Here is a 19,789-nt window from a genome sequence, read left to right as displayed (position 1 = left end):
TATGTGCTAGGTTGTTCTTAGTATGTTTATTATCCCCCTGAAGGTATTTTCGGGGGGATTTTTGAATGGGAAAAATCTGAAGGTAGTACTTATAGCTGTAACTTATCTGAGGGCAGGCAGTTTATTTCCATATTTGAGAAGTTGGGATATTACTATTGGTAGCTTGTACATAAAAGCCGCGGGTGTTTTGCCCTTTTACTTGTAAAATTTATATAAAAAGTAATAATATTCTTTTGAAGTGGAGGATTCAATTTTATGAATTATGACAATAAAGATGAACATTATATGAAAATTGCTTTAGAGCTGGCATCAAAGGGAGAAGGTTTTGTGAATCCAAATCCACAGGTGGGAGCCCTTGTAGTAAAAGAAGGCAATATAGTAGGAAGAGGTTATCATAAATTTTATGGAGGACCCCATGCAGAGGTATATGCATTAAAAGAAGCAGGTGATAAAGCTGCAGGCGGGCAGATATACGTGACTTTAGAGCCTTGTTCTCATTACGGAAAAACTCCACCCTGTGTAGAAGCCATAGTAAAAGCAGGAATAAAAAAAGTAGTGGTTGCATTAAAGGATCCTAATCCACTAGTGTCAGGTAGAGGCATAGATTTTTTAAGGAGTAAGGGAATAGAAGTGGTTACAGGTGTTTTAGAAAAAGAAGCCTTAAATATAAATGAAATATTTATAAAGTATATTACTGAAAAACACCCTTTTGTAATATTGAAATCTGCAGTAACTTTAGATGGTAAAATAGCAACAGTTACAGGACAGTCAAAGTGGATAACCTGTGAAGAATCCAGAAATTTTGTACATCACATAAGAAATAGGGTTATGGCAATTGCAGTGGGCATAGGTACCATACTTTCAGATAATCCACTTTTAACTACAAGGCTGGAGAGAAAATGTAAAAGTCCTATAGCTGTAATCTTAGATTCTAAATTAAGGATACCTATGGATTGTAGGATTTTTGATACACTTAAATATAGGAAAATCATAATAGCTTGCACAGAGGGACATGATAAAGATAAAAAGTATGAAATTGAGAAAATGGGAGTGGATGTAATTATCTGTCCTAAAGATGAATCTGGTCATGTGAATCTAAAGATTTTAATAGAAAAGTTAGGAAATATCGGTATAGATAGTTTGCTTATAGAGGGAGGGGGCTCACTTAATTTTTCTGCTTTAAGTTCAGGAATTGTAGATAAAGTTGTTTATTTTATAGCCCCTAAAATAATAGGTGGATTAGAAGCTAAAACTTCTGTAGAAGGAAAAGGTATTGAAGATTTAAATAAAGCCGTTAAATTAAAAAATATTAGCTATTCAAAATCAGGAGAAGATATGATGGTTCAAGGATATGTAGAAAAGTAATTAAAAAAGGGGAGGGGAATATTGTTTACAGGTTTAGTAGAGGAAATTGGACAAATACTGGAAATAAAAAATGGAGAAAATTCTTCTAGAATAACTATCTCTTCAGAGAAAGTTTTAGAGGAAGTTAAATTAGGAGACAGTATAGCTGTAAATGGAGCCTGCCTTACGGTAACAAGTTTTACAGGAAATTCTTTTACAGTAGATGTAATGGCTGAAACACTAAGAAAAAGTAATTTAAAACTTTTAAGAAGAAACAGTGATGTGAATTTAGAAAGGGCAGTGAAGGTAGGAGAAAGACTGGGAGGGCATATAGTAACAGGACATATAGATGGAATCGGCAGGGTAAAGGACATAAAAAAAGAGGATATAGCCACCTGGCTTGTTATAAAGCCTCCTTTGGGATTATTGAAATATATGGTTTCAAAAGGTTCTGTGGCTTTAGATGGAGTGAGTCTTACCATAGCAGAAGTGCATGAAGACTGTATTAGTGTATCCCTAATCCCACATACCAAAGCACAGACTATTCTGCAGTATAAAAGTGCAGGAGATGAAATAAATGTAGAATGTGATTTAATAGGAAAATACATTGAAAATCTTATTTTAAGAAAAGAAACAGAACCTGTAAAAAATTCCAGCATAACAGAAGAATTGTTAAAGGAAAATGGGTTTTGGTAAACAAAAATTTGGATTTGTGTTGTAACTAAAGTAACATGACTAATTAATAGTATTTTTAAAAGAGGAGTTGAAAATTATGAGCAATAAATTTAATAGTATTGAAGAAGCTTTAGAAGATCTTAAACAGGGTAAAATGATTCTGGTGACTGATGATGAAGATAGGGAAAATGAAGGAGATTTAATCTGTGCAGCAGAATTTGCAACCCAGGAAAATGTTAATTTTATGGCAGCACATGCAAAAGGACTTATCTGTATGCCTATGAGTAGTAAAATGATTTCTAAATTAAACCTTCCACAGATGGTTTCAAATAATACAGATAACCATGAAACAGCTTTTACGGTATCAATCGACCACGTAAGTACAACTACTGGCATTTCGGCTGCAGAACGTTCCATAACTGCATTGAAATCTGTAGAAGAAGGTGCAAAGCCAGAGGATTTTAGAAGACCTGGACATATGTTTCCACTGCGTGCAAAGGAATATGGAGTTCTGGAGCGCAATGGACATACAGAAGCTACTGTTGATCTTATGAAACTGGCAAATCTGAAAGAGTGTGGACTTTGTTGTGAGATCATGAGAGATGATGGTACCATGATGAGAACTTCCGAACTAATGGAATTTGCGGAAAAATATCAATTGAAGTTTATTACAATTAAGGCTCTGCAGGAGTATAGAAAACAAAGAGAGAAACTTATAGAACAGGTAGTGCATACAAAACTGCCAACCAAATATGGAGAATTTGTAGCCTATGGATATATAAATAAAATAAATGGAGAAAATCACATGGCACTTGTGAAAGGGGATATTTCAAAAGGGAATTCAGTTTTGTGCAGAGTACATTCTGAATGTCTTACAGGAGATACTTTCGGCTCTGTTAGATGTGATTGTGGGCAGCAGTATGCAAGAGCTATGACCCAAATTGAAGAAGAAGGACAGGGCATTCTTTTATACATGAATCAAGAGGGACGGGGCATAGGTATAATTAATAAATTGAAGGCTTATGCACTGCAAGATAAAGGCTTAGATACCGTTGAAGCAAATATTGCACTGGGTTTTGAGGAGGATTTAAGAGATTATTATGCTGCTGCACAAATTTTAAAAGATTTAGGTGTGGAAGATATACGACTTATGACAAATAACCCGGATAAAATAGAACAGTTATCCAACTACGGTATAAATATCACAGAAAGAGTACCAATCCAAATGAAGGCATCTGCCTATGATACTTTTTACCTTAAAACAAAACAGGAAAAAATGGGACATATTTTAAATTATTAATATATCAAAGGAGACTGAAAAGATGAAAGTTTATGAAGGAAAGTTAAATGCAGAGGGGCTAAAATTTGGAATAGTTGTGGGAAGATTTAATGAATTTATAGTATCTAAATTATTGTCTGGAGCCTTAGACTGTTTAAAAAGACATGGAGCAGAAGAGGATAATATAGATATAAGTTGGGTACCGGGAGCATTTGAAATACCTATGATTTCAAAGAAAATGGCTTTTTCTAGAAAATATGATGCAGTAATATGTTTAGGAGCTGTAATCAGAGGATCTACCCCTCATTTTGATTATGTATCCAGTGAAGTTTCAAAGGGTGTAGCTCATGTTTCACTGGAAAGTGATATTCCGGTTATATTTAGCGTACTCACTACAGACAATATAGAACAGGCTATAGAAAGGGCAGGAACTAAAAGTGGAAACAAAGGATATGATGGGGCTATGGCTGCTATAGAAATGGCTAATTTAATCAAGGAGTTAGAATAGAGAATATATTTTAAACAGGTCATTAGAAGGATGTATACTTTTAATGACCTGTTTTTGTTATATGAAATATTTTATGTAACTATTGACAATTGTAATAAACAGATATATCATTATATGTATGATAATGATTTTCATTATCGACTATTTCAGGAGCTTGAGGAGATGATAAAAATGAGTAAAGTAAATATTATTTATTGGACAGGAACAGGTAATACAGAGGCCATGGCTAAATTAATAGAAGAAGGTGCTAAGGAAAAAGGCGCAGAAGTTAAACTTTTACATGTTTCAGAGGCTAGTGTTGATGATGTAAAAGGTGCAGATATGGTGTTATTAGGTTCTCCTGCCATGGGTGCAGAGGTTATTGAGGAAAGTGAAATGGAGCCTTTTGTGGACTCTATTGCTTCTTCTGTATCCGGCAAAAAATTAGGTTTATTTGGCTCTTATGGATGGGGCGATGGAGAATGGATGAGAAGCTGGGTAGAGAGGATGGAAGGCTATGGAGCTAATCTATTAAATGAAGGATTAGTTGTACAAGAAGCCCCGGAGGGAAGTTCAGAAGAAGAATGCAGAAATTTTGGACGGGAAGCAGCTGCCTATTAATATTGTAGGGTATATTTTCATGTTAACATAGGTAAATAGCGAAATTTTTATAAGATTAAATTTAAAAATTGGATATATGATAATACCTGTAGGATTCTAAGTTTAAATATATTTTTTATCAAATATTTTTGTCTTGGAATCCTAGTGTTATATTAAAGGGAGTTGGTAGAATGTGAAAAGTTTAAATCAGGAATTTATTAAGTTTATGTACAATGCAGATGAAAAAGAATATATGATGAGCCTTATAACCTATGCTTTATCTCCTACTATTGCGGGATACAAACCATCTTCTATAATTACTATATCCAATAAGAATAAAAATATGTATGATCTGTGGTGCAAATATGGAAGTGAATATTTAGAAAATATAAATTTAAAAGTATTTGAAATTAATAGAAAGGAAAATGCCATAGTACTTTTATTTTATAATGAAAAGATGCTCTCTGAAGTATTGTGTTATAAGGATAATGCTGAGTTTTTAAGTAAATTTGGATATTTAAATTCTATGCCTTTAATTGACAAGCTAAACCTTCTTAAAAATAGATATGAATATAATTTTTGTCCGCATGAGATGGGAATCTTTTTAGGTATACCAGTTAAAGATGTAGAAGATTTTATAAATTGCAGTGAAAAGGAATGTGTATGCTGTGGCTACTGGAAGGTTTATAATGACAGAGAAAAAGCCCTTGAGATCTTTGAAAATTATAATAGATCAAAACATAATTTTTTGAAATTGATTCAAAATGACATAGGCATTACAAAGGTAGTAAAAATATTATCTTCTTAAAGTACTCTATGTTTTTACAATTTGGTACTTTTTATATTGATAAATGTAGTATATTATATTTATTAGTATATTGAAAAGGAGATTTTAAATATGAAGTGTAGAATATTTACAAGTAAATTATTGATATTATTTATGGTTTTATCGGTGGTATTAATAGGGGGTGTAAATAAAGTACAGGCAGATGCATATAAAGTGGTTACTTTGGGAGGAAATCTTACAGAGCAGCAAAAAAATGATATGCTGGAATATTTTAAGGTTAACAAACAGGAAGTTAATGTGATAGAAGTAAATATAGATGAGGAAAAAAAGTATCTAGGAGATGTGGCAAGCAGTGAACAGATAGGAACTAAATCTATATCTTGTGCTTATGTAGAACCAACTTCCAGTGGAGGTCTTCAAGTATCCACCAATAATATATATTGGGTCAGCAGCAGTATGATAAAAAATGCCCTTATAACCGCAGGGATAAAAAATGCCAATGTTAAAGCGTCAGCTCCTTTCAATGTATCTGGAACTGCAGCTCTTACAGGTATTTTAAAAGGCTTTGAAAACAGTACTGCAGGCAATAAAATTGATGAAGAGACCAAAAAGGTTGCAAATGATGAATTGGTAACCACAGGAAATTTGGGAGATAAAATAGGGAAGGATGAGGCTGCGGGTTTAATAAATGAAATAAAAACCGAGGTAGTTAAAGAAAATCCTAAAACAGAAGGGGAAATAAAAAACATAGTGCAAAATGTGGTTAACAATTATAATTTTAACTTATCCTCTGAAGATGTGGATAAAATAGTATCTCTAATGAGTAAAATAAATGGTTTGAACTTAAATTTTTCTGATTTGAAAGATCAATTAAACAGTGTGGCAAGCCAATTGAAAGGAAGTATATCTTCTGAAGAAGCTAAAGGATTTTTTGCTAAAATTATAGAAGCCATTAAAAATTTTTTCAGCGGTTTATTTTAGAATTTGATGCTGTAAGTACAATAAAATAAGTTCATCCCTATGAAGAACCTGTAATAAATGTAATACCTCTTATTGAAATATGTGACAAATAGGAACTTGAAAATTTTAAAATGAAATGGTTGAAAAATGCAAGGAAATTTTTATTATAAACCCCTTATATAGGAATATATGGAGGGGTTTATAGCATTATATTGTGATTATACACAAATATACGGTATAATAAAGTAATGTAGTAAATCAATTTGTAATTAATGTGTATTTGTATTGGGGGAGGGGTAGTTGCTTATGAAAGAAAAAAGATCTAAAAGGCGTGAACTAAAAAACGACAAGTTAAGTCGGAGCTTTTTTAGTTCTTATTTATGGTTTTTAGGTATAATTGTAACCTCTATAATTATAATAGGATCTGTATGTTTTTATAATACCAAAAATGAACTTACAGAATTAGGAGAAACTGCTATAAAAAATAGAATTCAAATGGGTATTGTAACGATGGAGCTACTTGAAGAACAGGTCCAAAAAAGAAAACTTACACGGGCTGAAGCTCAAGAAGCATTTAAAGGTAAAATGTTAAATCCAAAACAGTCTGATGGAAAAACAAGGGGACTTAATTCAAATTTAGAATTAAATATAGAAGCCTATATGTATGCCATCAATAGTAAGGGAGTTGAGATGATGCACCCTTACAAAGAAGGAGAGGATATATCAAGTGCTAAGGATTCAGATGGAAACAGTTTGGTACAGCTTATAATGGATGAAGCTAAGAATCCTAAAAGTGGAGGAATAGTACATTTCAACTGGAAAAATCCAGGAGAAACCCGAGAAAGACCTAAAATAAATGCTGTAGCTTATTTTGAACCCTGGGATTGGTACATAAATGTAGGATGCTATGATGAAGATTTTTATAAACCTCTATATAAAATTTTAATAATCATAGTTACAATATCTGTAATTATAATATTGGTTTCTGTACTATTTATAGGCATTCTTATGAAAAACAAGGTAAGACCTTTAGGTGAAATAATAAATTCTATGAAAATGGCGTCTAAAGGTAATATGTCTGTAAAAGTAAATATAAAGAATAAAGATGAAATAGGAATTATAGCACAAATATTTAATGAAATGATAGATGAGATAAAAAATGTTCTTGTAAAGATAAAGAATACATCATCTGTAATAGATGAAAAAGTAGTTAACATAGGTTCCTTTACTGAGGTTACTTCTGAAAATTCAAGCAGCATAAAAGACGCAATGGAACAAGTATCTTCAGCTGTAAGTGATTCTGCAAAAGACATGCAAAATAGTATTGAAAGCATGAGTATTTTGTCAGAAAATATAAATATGGTGAAAGAAAACAGTATTACTATGAAAGAAGATGTATTTAAGGCCAGTAAGTTAAATTCAAATATTATAAATATACTTAATGAACTTGAAAATAAAAATAAGGAGAATATAGAAGCTTCCAAGGAAACCAACAGTAATATAAAAAAATTATTGAATAAATCCAATGATATAGTAAGCATAGTAGAAACTATAGAAGGAATTTCAAATGAGATAAATTTACTTTCTTTAAATGCATCTATAGAATCTGCCAGAGCAGGGGAAGCAGGAAGAGGCTTTGCCGTGGTGGCGGAACAGATTAAAGAACTATCAGATGAAACTTTTGAATCTGTAAAACAAATTAATGTACTTATAAAGGAACTTATAGATACAGTTAATGTTTCTGCAGGCAGCGTGGAAACTTCAAGTAAAGTGATAGAATCTCAGGTTGATACTATAAATGAAACAAAGCAGACATTAGGCAAGGTAATTGATTTTATGGAGAATATGCCAAAGGTAATTGAAAAAAATGTGGCTCAGATAGAGGAAGTTTATGAAAATAAGGATGTAGTTAGTTCTTCTATGGACTCCATACTTTCAGTTACACAGGAAATAGCAGCATCTTCAGAGGAAATAACAGCCTCTACCCTTGAAGTAAGAGAGAGAATGGAAGATGTAAAAAAGCTTACAGCGGATTTGGAACAGGTTTCCGGCGAATTAAAAGAAAAAGTAAATAAGTTTTTATTATAGAAAAGTTATTTATCTATTGACAGCAAATCTAATTTATAATATACTGACAGGTATATAGATGATTATAAAAACTGAGATGGAGAACAGTAGGTGTGTTTATATTTTAAAGAGATTGGGGAAAGGTGAGAACCCATAGATAGTACACATTGAACTCGCTCTGGAGTTGTAGGCTGAAATTTTAGTAGGCTGTGCCGGCAGTATTGTCGTTATTTAATTAAGAAAAAATTTGGGTGGTACCGCGACAGACTTCTCGCCCCATGAGAGGTCTGTTTTTTATATTTAAAAAGAAAAAATCTATAAATTGTGCATTGTGAACTGTGCATTATGCATTGTAAAAACTATGATAGGGAATAGTAGACATGTCAATGGATTTAAAAGAGAGTGGGAATAGGTGAAAACCCATAAATCATACAGGTTGAACTCACCCTGGAGTTATAAGCTGAAATTTTAGTAGGCTCTATCGGTTTACGCCGTTATTTAATTAAGAAAAAATTTGGGTGGCACCGCGACAGACTTCTCGCCCCATAGAGAAGTCTGTTTTTTATATTTTGAATTATAAAAAGGAGGAATTTTTATGACAAAGAAAATATATATATTTGATACTACGTTAAGGGATGGAGAACAAACACCTAAGGTGAGCCTTAATATAAATGATAAAATTACCATTGCAAAACAACTTCAAAAATTGTCTGTAGATGTTATAGAAGCTGGATTTCCTAAGGCTTCCCATGGAGATTTTGAGGCAGTTAAGGCTATTGCCGAAAATATACAGGGTCCCGTCATAGTGGGACTTGCGAGAGCTTCAAAGGAAGATATAGACTGTGCTTGGGAAGCTCTTAAAGGTTCCTTAAAACCGAGAATTCATATTTTTCTTGCCACATCGGATATTCACATGGAGCATAAGTTGAAAATGAAACCAGAAGAAGTTTTAAAAAGGGCGGCAGATATGGTAAGATATGCTAAGGGACTGTGTCCCAGCATAGAATTTTCACCAGAAGATGCTACAAGAACAAGACCGGAATTTCTATATAAAGTTTTAGAGGCTGTTATAGAAGCAGGTGCAGATGTGGTAAATATACCAGATACGGTAGGATATACCACTCCCGTAGAGTATGGTGCATTCATTAAAGGAATTAAAGAAAATGTAAAAAATATTGAAGATGCAATTATAAGTGTACACTGTCATAATGATTTGGGTCTGGCTGTGGCAAATTCTCTGGCAGCCATTGAAAGTGGTGCAGAGCAAATTGAATGTGCCATAAATGGACTGGGAGAAAGGGCAGGAAATGCAGCCCTTGAAGAAATTGTAATGGCAATCAGTACAAGAGCGGATAGTTTCAATTGTCATACGGATATTGTAACAGAGGAGATAACTAAAACCAGCAGTATAGTAAGCCATGTGACAGGTATGCAGGTTCAAGGAAACAAGGCAATAGTAGGAGCTAATGCTTTTGCTCATGAATCCGGTATACACCAACATGGGGTATTAAACTGCAGAGAAACCTATGAAATTATGACACCGGAATCCGTAGGACTTAAGAAAAATTTTATAGTGTTAGGCAAACATTCTGGGAGACATGCTTTTGTAGAGCATTTACATGAAATGGGATATAAAGATTTAAGCACAGAGAAAACAGATGAAATTTTTAAAAAATTTAAAGAGCTGGCAGATAAGAAAAAGCATATATCCGACGAGGATATAGAAAGCCTTGTGAAAAATGAAATATTTCATGTTCCAGAAGTATTTAAGTTAAAGTACTATCAAGTTTTTACAGGAAACACTGTAGTGTCTACTTCTACTGTGGAGATTGAATGTAACGGAAAAAAATTAAGTGAAGCTTCCTGTGGAGATGGACCTGTGGATGCTACATTTAAAGCCATTGAAAAAGCCACTGGCATAGATGTTACTTTAAATGACTACTTTATAAAAGCTGTAGGAAGTGGAAAAGATGCAATGGGAGAAGTAACTGTGAGAATTGAAAAGGAAGGGAAAATATTTTCAGCAAAAGGTATAAGTACAGATATTGTAGAGGCCAGCGGTATAGCTTTTATAAATGCTGTAAATAAATTGTATTATGAAACTTATTCAAAGGATTTACAAAAAATTTCAGCTAATTAGTAGATATTTAAATTAATATAAAATTTTGATAGGAGTGATTTATGTGGCAATGACCATGACGCAAAAAATACTAGCTTCCCATGCAGGGCTGGATAGTGTAAAAGCGGGAGAATTAATAAAAGTAAAATTGGATTTAGTACTTGGAAATGATATAACTACCCCGGTAGCTATAAATGAATTTAATAAAATTGGAAGCAATAAAGTTTTTCACAAGGAAAAGGTTGCAATTGTTCCAGATCATTTTACTCCTAATAAGGATATAAAATCAGCAGAGCAGTGCAAATGTGTAAGAGAATTTGCAAAGGACAAAGATATTAAAAATTATTTTGAAATAGGTCAAATGGGAATTGAACACGCTCTTATTCCAGAAAAAGGATTGGCAGTGTGCGGAGATGTAATAATAGGTGCAGACTCCCATACCTGCACCTATGGTGCACTGGGAGCTTTTTCCACAGGTGTTGGAAGCACAGATATGGCTGCAGGAATGGCCACAGGAGAAGCCTGGTTTAAAGTACCTGAAGCTATAAAATTTGTACTAAAGGGCAAATTAAGCCCCTGGGTAAGTGGAAAAGATATTATTCTCCATATTATTGGAATGATAGGAGTGGATGGAGCGCTTTATAACTCCATGGAATTTACAGGAGAAGGGGTAGGAGAATTATCTATGGATGATCGATTTACCATATCTAACATGGCTATTGAAGCAGGAGCTAAAAATGGAATTTTCCCGGTAGATGAAAAGACTATAGAGTATGTAAAAGAACATTCAAATAGAAGTTATACTGTATATGAAGCAGACGAGGATGCAGAATATGTTAAAACAATAGAAATAGATTTGTCAAAGATTCGTCCTACAGTGGCATTCCCTCATATACCTGAAAATACCAGAACCATTGATGAGGTGGGAGAGGTAAAGATAGATCAGGCAGTCATAGGCTCCTGTACCAATGGCAGAATAGGAGACTTAAGGGCGGCAGCTAAAGTGCTGAAAGGCAGAAAAGTAAATTCCAATGTAAGAACCATTATATTTCCTGCAACTCAGAGCATATACCTTCAAGCTATGAAAGAGGGACTTTTGGAAATATTTATAGAATCGGGAGCAGTGGTAAGCACGCCTACCTGCGGTCCCTGTCTTGGAGGACATATGGGTATACTTGCAAAAGGAGAAAGGGCTGTAGCCACCACAAACAGAAATTTTATAGGAAGAATGGGACATGTAGAAAGTGAAGTCTATTTAGCAAGTCCAGCGGTAGCAGCGGCTTCTGCTGTAACGGGAAAGATTTCATCACCAGAGGAGGTAGTATAAAATGGTAAAGGGAAAAACTATTAAATATGGAGACAATGTTGACACAGATGTTATAATTCCAGCCAGATATTTAAACACCAGTGATGAAAAGGAACTTGCTTCTCACTGTATGGAGGATTTAGATAAAGATTTTTTAAAGAAGATAAATAAAGGAGATATAATTATAGCAGGTAAAAATTTTGGATGTGGTTCCTCAAGAGAACATGCCCCTATAGCTATTAAGGCATCGGGAATTAGCTGTGTAATAGCAGAAACCTTTGCCAGAATATTTTTTAGAAATTCTATAAATATTGGGCTTCCCATAATGGAATGCAGAGAAGCTGCAAGGGATATAGAAGAAAAGGATGAAATATCTATTGATGTAAATTCAGGAGTAATTACCAATATGACCAAAAATAAGACTTATAAAGCAGCTCCTTTTCCAGAATTTATGCAGAAGATAATAGAATCCCAGGGACTTATAGGTTATATAAAAAAAGAGGTGGAAAACAAGTGAAAATAGCTATTATACCAGGAGATGGAGTTGGGAAGGAAATAATTGCACAGGGAAAAAAAGTTTTAAAGGCTGCAGCACATAAATATAAATTTGATTTTGAATATGAAGAGGTACTGCTAGGAGGAAGTGCCATAGATGAAAAAGGAACACCTCTTCCAGAGGAGACTATAAAGATCTGCAAGAGCAGTGATGCAGTGCTTTTGGGGGCAGTAGGAGGACCTAAATGGGATAAACTGCCCGGAAATTTAAGACCTGAAGCAGGACTTCTGGGCATAAGAAAAGTCCTTGGGGTATTTGCCAATTTAAGACCTGCCATATTATTTCCAGAGCTTAAATCCGCTTCAAATTTAAAACCTGAAGTGCTTGGAGAAGGACTTGATATAATGATAGTGAGAGAGTTAACCGGAGGAGCATATTTTGGAGAAAAAGACAGGATAAATGTAGAAGGGGGACAAAAAGCCTGGGATACTATAAGTTATTCCACCTTTGAAATAGATAGAATTGCCAGAAGATCTTTTGAAATTGCTAGAAAGAGAAATAAGAAACTTACCTTGATAGATAAAGCCAATGTACTTGAAAGCTCTAAACTGTGGAGGGAAGTTGTAGGTGAAATTGCAAAAGAGTATGATGATGTGGAGCTTAATTACATGTATGTAGATAATGCTGCCATGCAGCTTATTAAAAATCCGGGGCAGTTTGATGTAATTTTAACAGAAAATATGTTTGGAGATATTTTAAGTGATGAAGCCTCAATGCTGACGGGTTCCCTCGGAATGCTGCCTTCTGCCAGTGTACGGGAGGATTCTTTTGGACTATATGAACCTATACACGGCTCTGCACCGGATATTGCAGCGCAGAATAAAGCTAATCCTATTGGTACTCTTATGAGCATATCTATGATGTTTAAATATAGTTTTAATATGGATGAGATTTCACATAATATAGAAAATTCCATATCAAAAGTTTTAAAAGAAGGGTATAGAACTTTGGATATTGCCACAGAAGGTTCAAAAATTGTAGGAACAGAGGAAATGGGAGATTTAGTAGTTAAAAATTTGTAGTTTATGTTATTAATGAATGAAGGAACTGTATAAAAATAAACCTTTTTATACAGTTCCTATTATTTATACGCTCAATTTATAGCTGTATTCACCATTTTCATTCACATTATAAAAATCAGAATAATCTATATCAAAAATATTTTTGTGAATATGACTTATATCTATCTTATTCTTTATAAGATGTCCAAGTACTCCCGAGTAGGATATATCACCTACTAACAGTGCACCTGTAATTATACCGTTTTTGTGAATTATTTTTTTATAAACACCCTCCCATTCCAGAGTGTTTATGGTATAGGTATCATCGGCAGCATTGACTTTCCCAAGGGATACACAGGGAACTCCAAGTAAATTCATAGAATTTTTCATGCCAAAATTATCATCCAGTTCTTTTTTTATAGATGCCATGTTGTAAGCGGCAATTATACCTTGTTTTACTGCTATGGGCCATATTGGTGCAGTGAAGGTTACGTCTCCTGCTGCATATATGTGATCTGCCGTAGTTTTGCAGTGCTTATCTATTAAAATTCCCTTTTCAGCTTTTATATCTGTATTTTTTATAAAGTCTATATTAGGACGTACACCAGCAGCTGCAATTATCATGTCACAATCTATAGAAGATGAATTTGACAACACTGCTTTTTGAACATAACCATTTTTATCTAGAATCACTTCTTCCAATTTGGTCAAGGTAAAGATATCCACATCTTTTTCTTTTAAAAGTTTTTCGTATATAGAGGATGCCTTCTTGTCAAGCTGAAGGGGAAGAATTTTATCTCCCATTTCCACCAGAGATATTTTAATACCTTTTTCCATAATACCTAAAAGGGCGTCTATTCCAACTAATCCTGCACCAAGTATTACTGCATTTTTGGACTCTTTGGCTCTTTCTTTTATAGAAATTACGTCTTCAAAATTTCGAAGACAGTATACGCCTTTTCCCTCTCTTAAATTTTTGACAGGAGGAACAAAAGAAGAGGCTCCAGAAGCTATAAGAAGCTTGTCATATTTAAAGTTCCTTGTATCTTTCAAGTGTACTTTTTTACTTAAACTGTCTATATGGTCAACTTCAACACCTTTTATCCAATTTATGTTGTACTTTTTGAAGAAATTATCTTCTATAAAGCTTATAGTGTTTAAATTTCTACTCCCATCAAGTACTCTGTGGAGCATGCACCTTGAATAAACACTTTTGTCTTTTGAAATAATTGTTATGCGGGAATTACTGTCTAGTCTTCTCAAGGTTTTGGCGGCATTTATTCCAGCGGCACTGGCTCCTATTATCAAATATTTGTTGGGGTACAGTTTTTTTATTAAATTCTTCATAAAAGCCCTTCCTCCTTTTCCATATAAATTGCTCCCGTAGGACAATTTTCAACACATCTTGGAGTATCTCTATCACCGCACAAATCGCATTTCACCACTTTACTCTTTGTTTTAGTATCTGGTTTCAAGACTCCATATGGACAGGACATGACACACATGAAACAGCTGGCACATTTGTCTTCATCATAGGAAACCATACCAGTTTCAGCATCTTTTGTCATAGCTCCACTCATACAGGTTATAACACATTCAGCATCATCACAGTGGCGGCAAAATATAGGAAGTTTATTTCCATATTCATCTTTGGATATATGATTTCTGCTTTCAAGAGAAATGTCCTCAAGATCCATATCAAAAAAGGATTTACCATTTTTGTTGTGCTGTGCCATACAGGCCAAAGTGCAGTTTAAGCATCCGGTACATAAATCTTTATTTATCATTATCCTTTTCATAAAAACCACCCTTTAAATTTTAATTAAGACCTAAACTTTTTCTTCTTTCAAGTATGGTTTCTTCTAATTTATCTGCAGCTTTTACTATATCGTCCTCCACTATAAGTTTTCCACCTGTAAGATTTACCATATCCTCACAGAGAACTTTTGTAACAACTTTGCTTCCTCCTATGAATGGGGATATGGCAAGATGAAGAGGGAGCCCAAGTGCAAGTCCGAAACTTCCGTCTGCCAGAGCTTGTTCTTCAAGCCACTGAGGTGCTGAAAGAACTAGTGGAAGCTGAGGAATATCTATATTCAAGTACTCTGCCAATTCTTTTGCCACAATTTCAAGTCTTCCAATGGCAAGACAAGGACCAAAATTTAATACAGGAGGTATACCAAGGCTTTTACATACTTCTTTTAAACTGTTTCCTGCAAGTTCTGCAGCACCAGGTGACATAAGTCCTACATTTTCAAGACCGCCGCTGGAGCACCCTGCAGAGAGAATAATTATATTTCTCTTTATAAGTTCTTTTGCAAGTTCTACTGTAAATACATCATGGCCTTTAGCAGTTAGATTTGAGCAGCCTACTATTCCCGCTACACCTTTTATTTTTCCGGAGGCTATGAGATCTACAAGAGGTTTCCAACTGCCTCCTAAAAATTCTCTAAGAGAAGTTTCACTTACACCAGTTATTACATCATCAAAACCGTGATTTTTAGGAATATTAATTTTGATTTTAGCTCTTCTTTCCGTATAGCTTTCAAGTGCTTCATCTATAATATGACTGCTTATTTTTTCTCTATCTTTGTAGGAGTATTCTATATATTCTGCATTGGATTTTTTACTTACATCATCAAGGCATATCATTTTAACTAGGAACTTATCGGTTATTGGCTCAATGCCGGGAAGAGTGCAGTTAAATTCTGATACTATGGCATCTATACCTCCTGTAGCTATTAGAGCTTCACTTGTAAAATTATTTCCAGCATGACCTGAAAAAACTTCAGTATAGTGTTTGCCTCTCAATTGTAAATCCTGTCCCACACAAGTACAGCCTACTAATCTAAAGCCTTTGGCACCAATTGACTGAGCTTTTTTGATAACTTCAGGTTCTATAAGTTTATCTTGAAGATGGGCAATCATGGAGTGCTGATGACCTGTTATCATCAAGTTTATATAATCTGGGTCTACTACTTTAAAACCAACCTTTGCAGGTCTTATTTCAGGTTCACCTAAAATGATGTCGTTCAATAAATTGGTAAGGGTAAGGCCATAAATTCCAGTGGATATTCCAAGCTTTAAACAGGTTAAAAGCATGTTGACAGGATCACTATTTAGATTTGTGGAAGTTTCTACCACACCATCAAAAACCTCTGATTTTGCACCTCCAGGCATTATATTTAATTCTTCCCAATTCTTCAGTCTAGGTGCATAGGCTATTTTATTTATAACTTCCATTTTTTCGAATTTTGGTTTATATAAATCTTTCAATACTTCATCCGCTACTAAGACAGCCTTTTTGTGGCTATCTGGTTCTGTTATACCGAGTTTTTCTGCTAGATTATTTAAGGCATTTATTCCTTTTATCTCTCCACCGGTTTCTCCAAGGGATTTTACATTCCTAGCTGTATTTTCTACTATATGAATATAACAGCCACTTCCTGCGGCCACAGCCCGTAGAAAATTTCTGGCAACTATGGTATCTGCATTAGCACCACATATTCCTTTTGGAGATGTAGGTGTTATTCTACAGGGACCATTGGCACACAGTTTACAGCATACTCCCAGTTGTCCAAAACCACATTTGATTTTCTGACTGTCCACTCTGTGGTGTGAAGTTTGTACATTATCTAGAGAACTTATAAAATTTTCTAATATTTTATCTGCTGATTCACAAATTTTGTTATTTGACATAATAAAACCTCCTAGTTATATTCTTATAATAATGCTTATTATTCGATATATATGATTTATAAATATCACTTATCCATAAATTTAATATAAAGCTTTTTAAATTTTTTGTCAATAATAAATATGAAGAAAAAAAGAATTCTTAAGAATAGTCTTTATTAATATAATATATTTTTGCGTTAATTTTCTAATGAGATTTTAATCTTTTACTAATTTTATTTTAATCATTAATCCTTATCATATAACTATAAAAAGTATTTGCAGATAAGAAAAATTTAATATGATAGTAAAAATGAATTGGAGGAATTTAAAATGTCAATTAGTATTGAACAGATTGACCTATTGAGGAAAAGAGCTAATGTAGGATATAAAGAAGCAAAAGAAGCACTGGAAAAATGTAATGGAGATATAGTTGAAGCACTTTCCTATCTTGAAGAACAAGATAAGATTAAACCGGAAAAGGAATGTACTGGCAATTCAGATTTTATGGGAAAAGTAAAAAGATTGATTACTAGGGCCAATAAAATAAAATTTGTAATATCAAAGGATAAAAAGACCATATTGAATATACCATCTACTTTAGCAGCAATATTTGCCATAGTGGCAATGCCAGTGGCGGCAGTATCTCTTATAATTGCCCTAGTTACAGGTTGTAAAATAAGATTTCATAGAGAAAATGGAGAAGATTTAAATATCAACAGTAAAATAGACAAGGTTACAAATGTAGTCACAGATGTCAAAGATAAAATAACAAAAGAATTTAATAATGCCTAAACCGGGGCCTGCTTGTGATTTTTCATAGAGCAGGCTTTAAATTTTATCCGAACGCTGTAATTAGCTAACACCCCAGCTTCTTCAAAGTGGGGATAAGCACTGCTACGCGCCTGGATAAGTTCTTCTAAGATTCAGGTGGAGAAAAGTATTTCTCATGAGCAAACTCCACCTGAACCTAAGAATCACTTGATAGTATAATAAATTTAGCATACACTAAGTACAATAGATTGTGAATTGTGAACTGAAAAGGGGTGTATATAATGGCCGGTGAAAGAATTCTTATTGTTGAAGATGAAATAAAAATAGCCAGATTTGTTCAGCTGGAACTTGAACATGAAGGGTATATGGTTGATCAGACTGGAGATGGGAGAGTGGGATTAGAAAAAGCCTTAAAAGGAAGCTATGACCTTATAATACTTGATGTTATGCTTCCCTCCATTAATGGAATGGAAGTACTTAGAAGACTCAGGCAAACCTCGGAAATTCCCGTTATTATGCTTACTGCAAAGGATAATATTACAGATAAGGTTATGGGACTTGATATAGGTGCAGAGGATTATATGACAAAACCCTTTGCTATAGAGGAACTTCTTGCAAGAATTAGGGTGGTGTTTAAACATAAAAGCAATAATAATGTAAAAATTAATAATATTATTAACGCAGGTAGTCTGCAAATGGATATTGGCAGACATATTGTTACATATGAAAACTCAGGAATAGATTTAACAAAAAAGGAATTTGATCTTTTAAAGTATTTAATGGTAAATAAAGATATTGCACTTTCCAGGGAAAATATTCTAGAAAAGGTCTGGGGATATGATTATTTAGGAGATACAAATATAGTAGATGTATACATTCGTTATTTGAGAAGTAAAATTGATGATAAATTCAACAAAAAGTATATATATACCATTCGTGGAGTGGGGTATCAATTTAGGTATGAATAATAGAAAACCTCTGTATAAAATACTGTTTAAAATCATAAAAATACTATTTTCATTTTCAAAGGTGAGTTTTAAATTTTTATATGATCTTATAGAAGATATTGCTTGGAATATTTTAGAAAAATTTAGATTTTCCTTAACTTTTAAAATTACAATAACTTATGTATTCAGTTTCATCATGGTTTTCTCACTAATAGGAGTCTGTATAATGGCCAGCTTCAAATACTATATAGATAAGGGAATAAATGCTGATTATATGTCAATTTTAGGAGGTATCATATTTATATCCAATGTTATAGGATTATTTATTATTACCATTGTAGTTTCAAAAGCCAGTAAAAAATTTTTATCTCCATTGAAAAGTATGACAGATACTGTAAGGGAAATATCTATAAATGCCCTGGATAAACGTCTCAATGTAAAGGGTTCAAAAAATGAATTAAAGGATCTTGCAAAGACATTTAATGAAATGCTGGATAGAATTGAAAGTTCTGTAGAACAACAGAATCAATTTGTATCTGATGCATCTCATGAACTCAGAACCCCCATTTCTGTAATTCAAGGATATGCAAATCTTCTGTACAGGTGGGGAAAGGATGACAGGGAAGTTCTAGAAGAATCCATTAATGCAATTAAAAGTGAATCGGAAAACATGAAGGAGCTAGTGGAAAAGCTCTTATTTCTTGCAAGGGGAGATAAAAACGCTCAAAAAGTTCAAAAGGAAGATTTTATACTTAGTGAACTTATTGATGAATTGATAAGAGAGACAAAATTAGTCCATAAAGATCACCACATAGAAAGTGATTATAATGAAAAATTTAGTGTATACGCAGATAGGAAGCTTATTAAAGAGGCACTAAGAATATTTATGGATAATAGCATCAAATACACTAAAAAAGGGGGAACCGTCAAACTGGATTCCCATCTTATACAGCATACAAATACTGCTGTTATAACCGTAGCAGATACAGGTATAGGCATTTCCAAAGAGCATATTCCCCATATATTCGAAAGGTTTTATAGAGCAGATAAGTCAAGAACAAAATCCAGCGGGGGTACAGGACTTGGACTTTCTATTGCAAAATGGATACTTGATATGCATCAGGGTACAATAGATGTATGGAGTGAACTTGATATAGGAACAGTTATAAAAATCAGCTTTCCTGTAAAATAAATTTGCATGTTCTGAGTATT

At 33.7% G+C, this 19,789-nt stretch carries 18 protein-coding genes and 2 other annotated features; of the genes, 15 read left to right on the top strand and 3 right to left on the bottom strand.

Annotated features, from left to right (window positions below; translation table 11 throughout):
* Positions 1-255: 255 nt before the first annotated feature.
* The 12 genes from ribD (at position 256) to leuB (ending at position 13,202) form a co-directional block, all read left to right on the top strand.
* Entirely contained in the window at positions 256-1,365 is a 1,110-nt protein-coding gene (gene ribD / locus BS101_RS11615) for a bifunctional diaminohydroxyphosphoribosylaminopyrimidine deaminase/5-amino-6-(5-phosphoribosylamino)uracil reductase RibD (RefSeq protein ID WP_073538971.1), read from the top strand.
* 21 nt (positions 1,366-1,386) lie between these two features.
* Positions 1,387-2,040, top strand: coding sequence for a riboflavin synthase (locus BS101_RS11610; protein ID WP_073538970.1), 654 nt, complete (start codon positions 1,387-1,389; stop codon positions 2,038-2,040).
* A gap of 76 nt (positions 2,041-2,116) precedes the next feature.
* On the top strand, positions 2,117-3,319 hold the full coding sequence (locus BS101_RS11605; protein ID WP_073538969.1) for a bifunctional 3,4-dihydroxy-2-butanone-4-phosphate synthase/GTP cyclohydrolase II: 1,203 nt from the start codon (positions 2,117-2,119) through the stop codon (positions 3,317-3,319).
* Between the two features lie 22 nt (positions 3,320-3,341).
* Positions 3,342-3,806 carry a 6,7-dimethyl-8-ribityllumazine synthase gene (ribH, locus tag BS101_RS11600; RefSeq protein ID WP_073538968.1) on the top strand — a complete coding sequence of 155 codons (465 nt, stop codon included), beginning with the start codon at positions 3,342-3,344 and terminating at the stop codon, positions 3,804-3,806.
* Between the two features lie 171 nt (positions 3,807-3,977).
* Complete coding sequence (locus tag BS101_RS11595) at positions 3,978-4,406, top strand: flavodoxin (protein ID WP_073538967.1); 429 nt, start codon at positions 3,978-3,980, stop codon at positions 4,404-4,406.
* A gap of 172 nt (positions 4,407-4,578) precedes the next feature.
* A complete protein-coding gene (locus BS101_RS11590; RefSeq protein WP_073538966.1) occupies positions 4,579-5,193 on the top strand; it encodes a DUF3793 family protein in 615 nt (204 codons plus the stop codon).
* 90 nt (positions 5,194-5,283) lie between these two features.
* The gene (locus tag BS101_RS11585; RefSeq protein ID WP_073538965.1) at positions 5,284-6,153 is read left to right on the top strand and encodes a DUF1002 domain-containing protein; all 870 of its coding nucleotides are present in this window, start codon (positions 5,284-5,286) and stop codon (positions 6,151-6,153) included.
* Between the two features lie 285 nt (positions 6,154-6,438).
* Entirely contained in the window at positions 6,439-8,220 is a 1,782-nt protein-coding gene (locus BS101_RS11580) for a methyl-accepting chemotaxis protein (RefSeq protein WP_242951246.1), read from the top strand.
* A 64-nt stretch (positions 8,221-8,284) separates the two neighbouring features.
* Positions 8,285-8,481: a binding site (T-box leader), on the top strand.
* A gap of 70 nt (positions 8,482-8,551) precedes the next feature.
* Positions 8,552-8,748 (top strand) — a binding site (T-box leader).
* Positions 8,749-8,794: 46 nt separating this feature from the next.
* Positions 8,795-10,339, top strand: a complete 1,545-nt coding sequence (locus BS101_RS11575) for a 2-isopropylmalate synthase (protein ID WP_073538963.1) — start codon at positions 8,795-8,797, stop codon at positions 10,337-10,339.
* Positions 10,340-10,382: 43 nt separating this feature from the next.
* Complete coding sequence (leuC, locus tag BS101_RS11570) at positions 10,383-11,645, top strand: 3-isopropylmalate dehydratase large subunit (RefSeq protein ID WP_073538962.1); 1,263 nt, start codon at positions 10,383-10,385, stop codon at positions 11,643-11,645.
* Position 11,646: 1 nt separating this feature from the next.
* Complete coding sequence (leuD, locus tag BS101_RS11565; protein ID WP_073538961.1) at positions 11,647-12,141, top strand: 3-isopropylmalate dehydratase small subunit; 495 nt, start codon at positions 11,647-11,649, stop codon at positions 12,139-12,141.
* Entirely contained in the window at positions 12,138-13,202 is a 1,065-nt protein-coding gene (gene leuB, locus BS101_RS11560) for a 3-isopropylmalate dehydrogenase (protein ID WP_073538960.1), read from the top strand. Before leuD ends, leuB begins: the two co-directional genes overlap by 4 nt.
* A 63-nt stretch (positions 13,203-13,265) precedes the next feature.
* Here leuB and BS101_RS11555 read toward each other — a convergent pair whose 3' ends face one another.
* Genes BS101_RS11555 through cooS form a run of 3 tightly spaced genes read right to left on the bottom strand, consistent with a single transcriptional unit; the run spans position 13,266 to position 16,880 of the window.
* Entirely contained in the window at positions 13,266-14,528 is a 1,263-nt protein-coding gene (locus BS101_RS11555) for an NAD(P)/FAD-dependent oxidoreductase (RefSeq protein ID WP_073538959.1), read from the bottom strand.
* Positions 14,525-14,980, bottom strand: a complete 456-nt coding sequence (locus BS101_RS11550; RefSeq protein ID WP_073538958.1) for a 4Fe-4S dicluster domain-containing protein — start codon at positions 14,978-14,980, stop codon at positions 14,525-14,527. Before BS101_RS11550 ends, BS101_RS11555 begins: the two co-directional genes overlap by 4 nt.
* Before the next feature lie 19 nt (positions 14,981-14,999).
* Positions 15,000-16,880 (bottom strand): anaerobic carbon-monoxide dehydrogenase catalytic subunit, encoded by a 1,881-nt coding sequence (gene cooS, locus BS101_RS11545; protein ID WP_073538957.1) that lies wholly within the window; start codon positions 16,878-16,880, stop codon positions 15,000-15,002.
* A 309-nt stretch (positions 16,881-17,189) separates the two neighbouring features.
* Here cooS and BS101_RS11540 point away from each other — a divergent pair, with 309 nt between their 5' ends.
* The 3 genes from BS101_RS11540 to BS101_RS11530 all read left to right on the top strand — a co-directional run bounded on the left by BS101_RS11540 (position 17,190) and on the right by BS101_RS11530 (position 19,769).
* A complete protein-coding gene (locus tag BS101_RS11540; protein WP_073538956.1) occupies positions 17,190-17,651 on the top strand; it encodes a DUF4342 domain-containing protein in 462 nt (153 codons plus the stop codon).
* A gap of 260 nt (positions 17,652-17,911) precedes the next feature.
* Positions 17,912-18,598, top strand: a complete 687-nt coding sequence (locus BS101_RS11535; RefSeq protein ID WP_073538955.1) for a response regulator transcription factor — start codon at positions 17,912-17,914, stop codon at positions 18,596-18,598.
* Between the two features lie 205 nt (positions 18,599-18,803).
* Positions 18,804-19,769 carry a sensor histidine kinase gene (locus BS101_RS11530; protein ID WP_322976903.1) on the top strand — a complete coding sequence of 322 codons (966 nt, stop codon included), beginning with the start codon at positions 18,804-18,806 and terminating at the stop codon, positions 19,767-19,769.
* The last annotated feature ends 20 nt before the right edge of the window (positions 19,770-19,789 follow it).

This window comes from Clostridium kluyveri (genome assembly GCF_001902295.1).
Lineage (GTDB): Bacteria > Bacillota > Clostridia > Clostridiales > Clostridiaceae > Clostridium_B > Clostridium_B kluyveri_B.
The sequence above is the reverse complement of the archived record's forward strand: the minus strand, read 5'-3'. Positions and strand labels throughout refer to the sequence as shown.

Bases quoted from the DNA above. Each gene is read 5' to 3' on its own strand.
- ribD (WP_073538971.1), top strand. From the start codon at position 256: ATGAATTATGACAATAAAGATGAACATTATATGAAAATTGCTTTAGAG.
- BS101_RS11605 (WP_073538969.1), top strand. From the start codon at position 2,117: ATGAGCAATAAATTTAATAGTATTGAAGAAGCTTTAGAAGATCTTAAA.
- ribH (WP_073538968.1), top strand. From the start codon at position 3,342: ATGAAAGTTTATGAAGGAAAGTTAAATGCAGAGGGGCTAAAATTTGGA.
- BS101_RS11595 (WP_073538967.1), top strand. From the start codon at position 3,978: ATGAGTAAAGTAAATATTATTTATTGGACAGGAACAGGTAATACAGAG.
- BS101_RS11585 (WP_073538965.1), top strand. From the start codon at position 5,284: ATGAAGTGTAGAATATTTACAAGTAAATTATTGATATTATTTATGGTT.
- BS101_RS11580 (WP_242951246.1), top strand. From the start codon at position 6,439: ATGAAAGAAAAAAGATCTAAAAGGCGTGAACTAAAAAACGACAAGTTA.
- BS101_RS11575 (WP_073538963.1), top strand. From the start codon at position 8,795: ATGACAAAGAAAATATATATATTTGATACTACGTTAAGGGATGGAGAA.
- leuD (WP_073538961.1), top strand. From the start codon at position 11,647: ATGGTAAAGGGAAAAACTATTAAATATGGAGACAATGTTGACACAGAT.
- BS101_RS11555 (WP_073538959.1), bottom strand. From the start codon at position 14,528: ATGAAGAATTTAATAAAAAAACTGTACCCCAACAAATATTTGATAATA.
- BS101_RS11550 (WP_073538958.1), bottom strand. From the start codon at position 14,980: ATGAAAAGGATAATGATAAATAAAGATTTATGTACCGGATGCTTAAAC.
- cooS (WP_073538957.1), bottom strand. From the start codon at position 16,880: ATGTCAAATAACAAAATTTGTGAATCAGCAGATAAAATATTAGAAAAT.
- BS101_RS11540 (WP_073538956.1), top strand. From the start codon at position 17,190: ATGTCAATTAGTATTGAACAGATTGACCTATTGAGGAAAAGAGCTAAT.
- BS101_RS11535 (WP_073538955.1), top strand. From the start codon at position 17,912: ATGGCCGGTGAAAGAATTCTTATTGTTGAAGATGAAATAAAAATAGCC.
- BS101_RS11530 (WP_322976903.1), top strand. From the start codon at position 18,804: ATGGCCAGCTTCAAATACTATATAGATAAGGGAATAAATGCTGATTAT.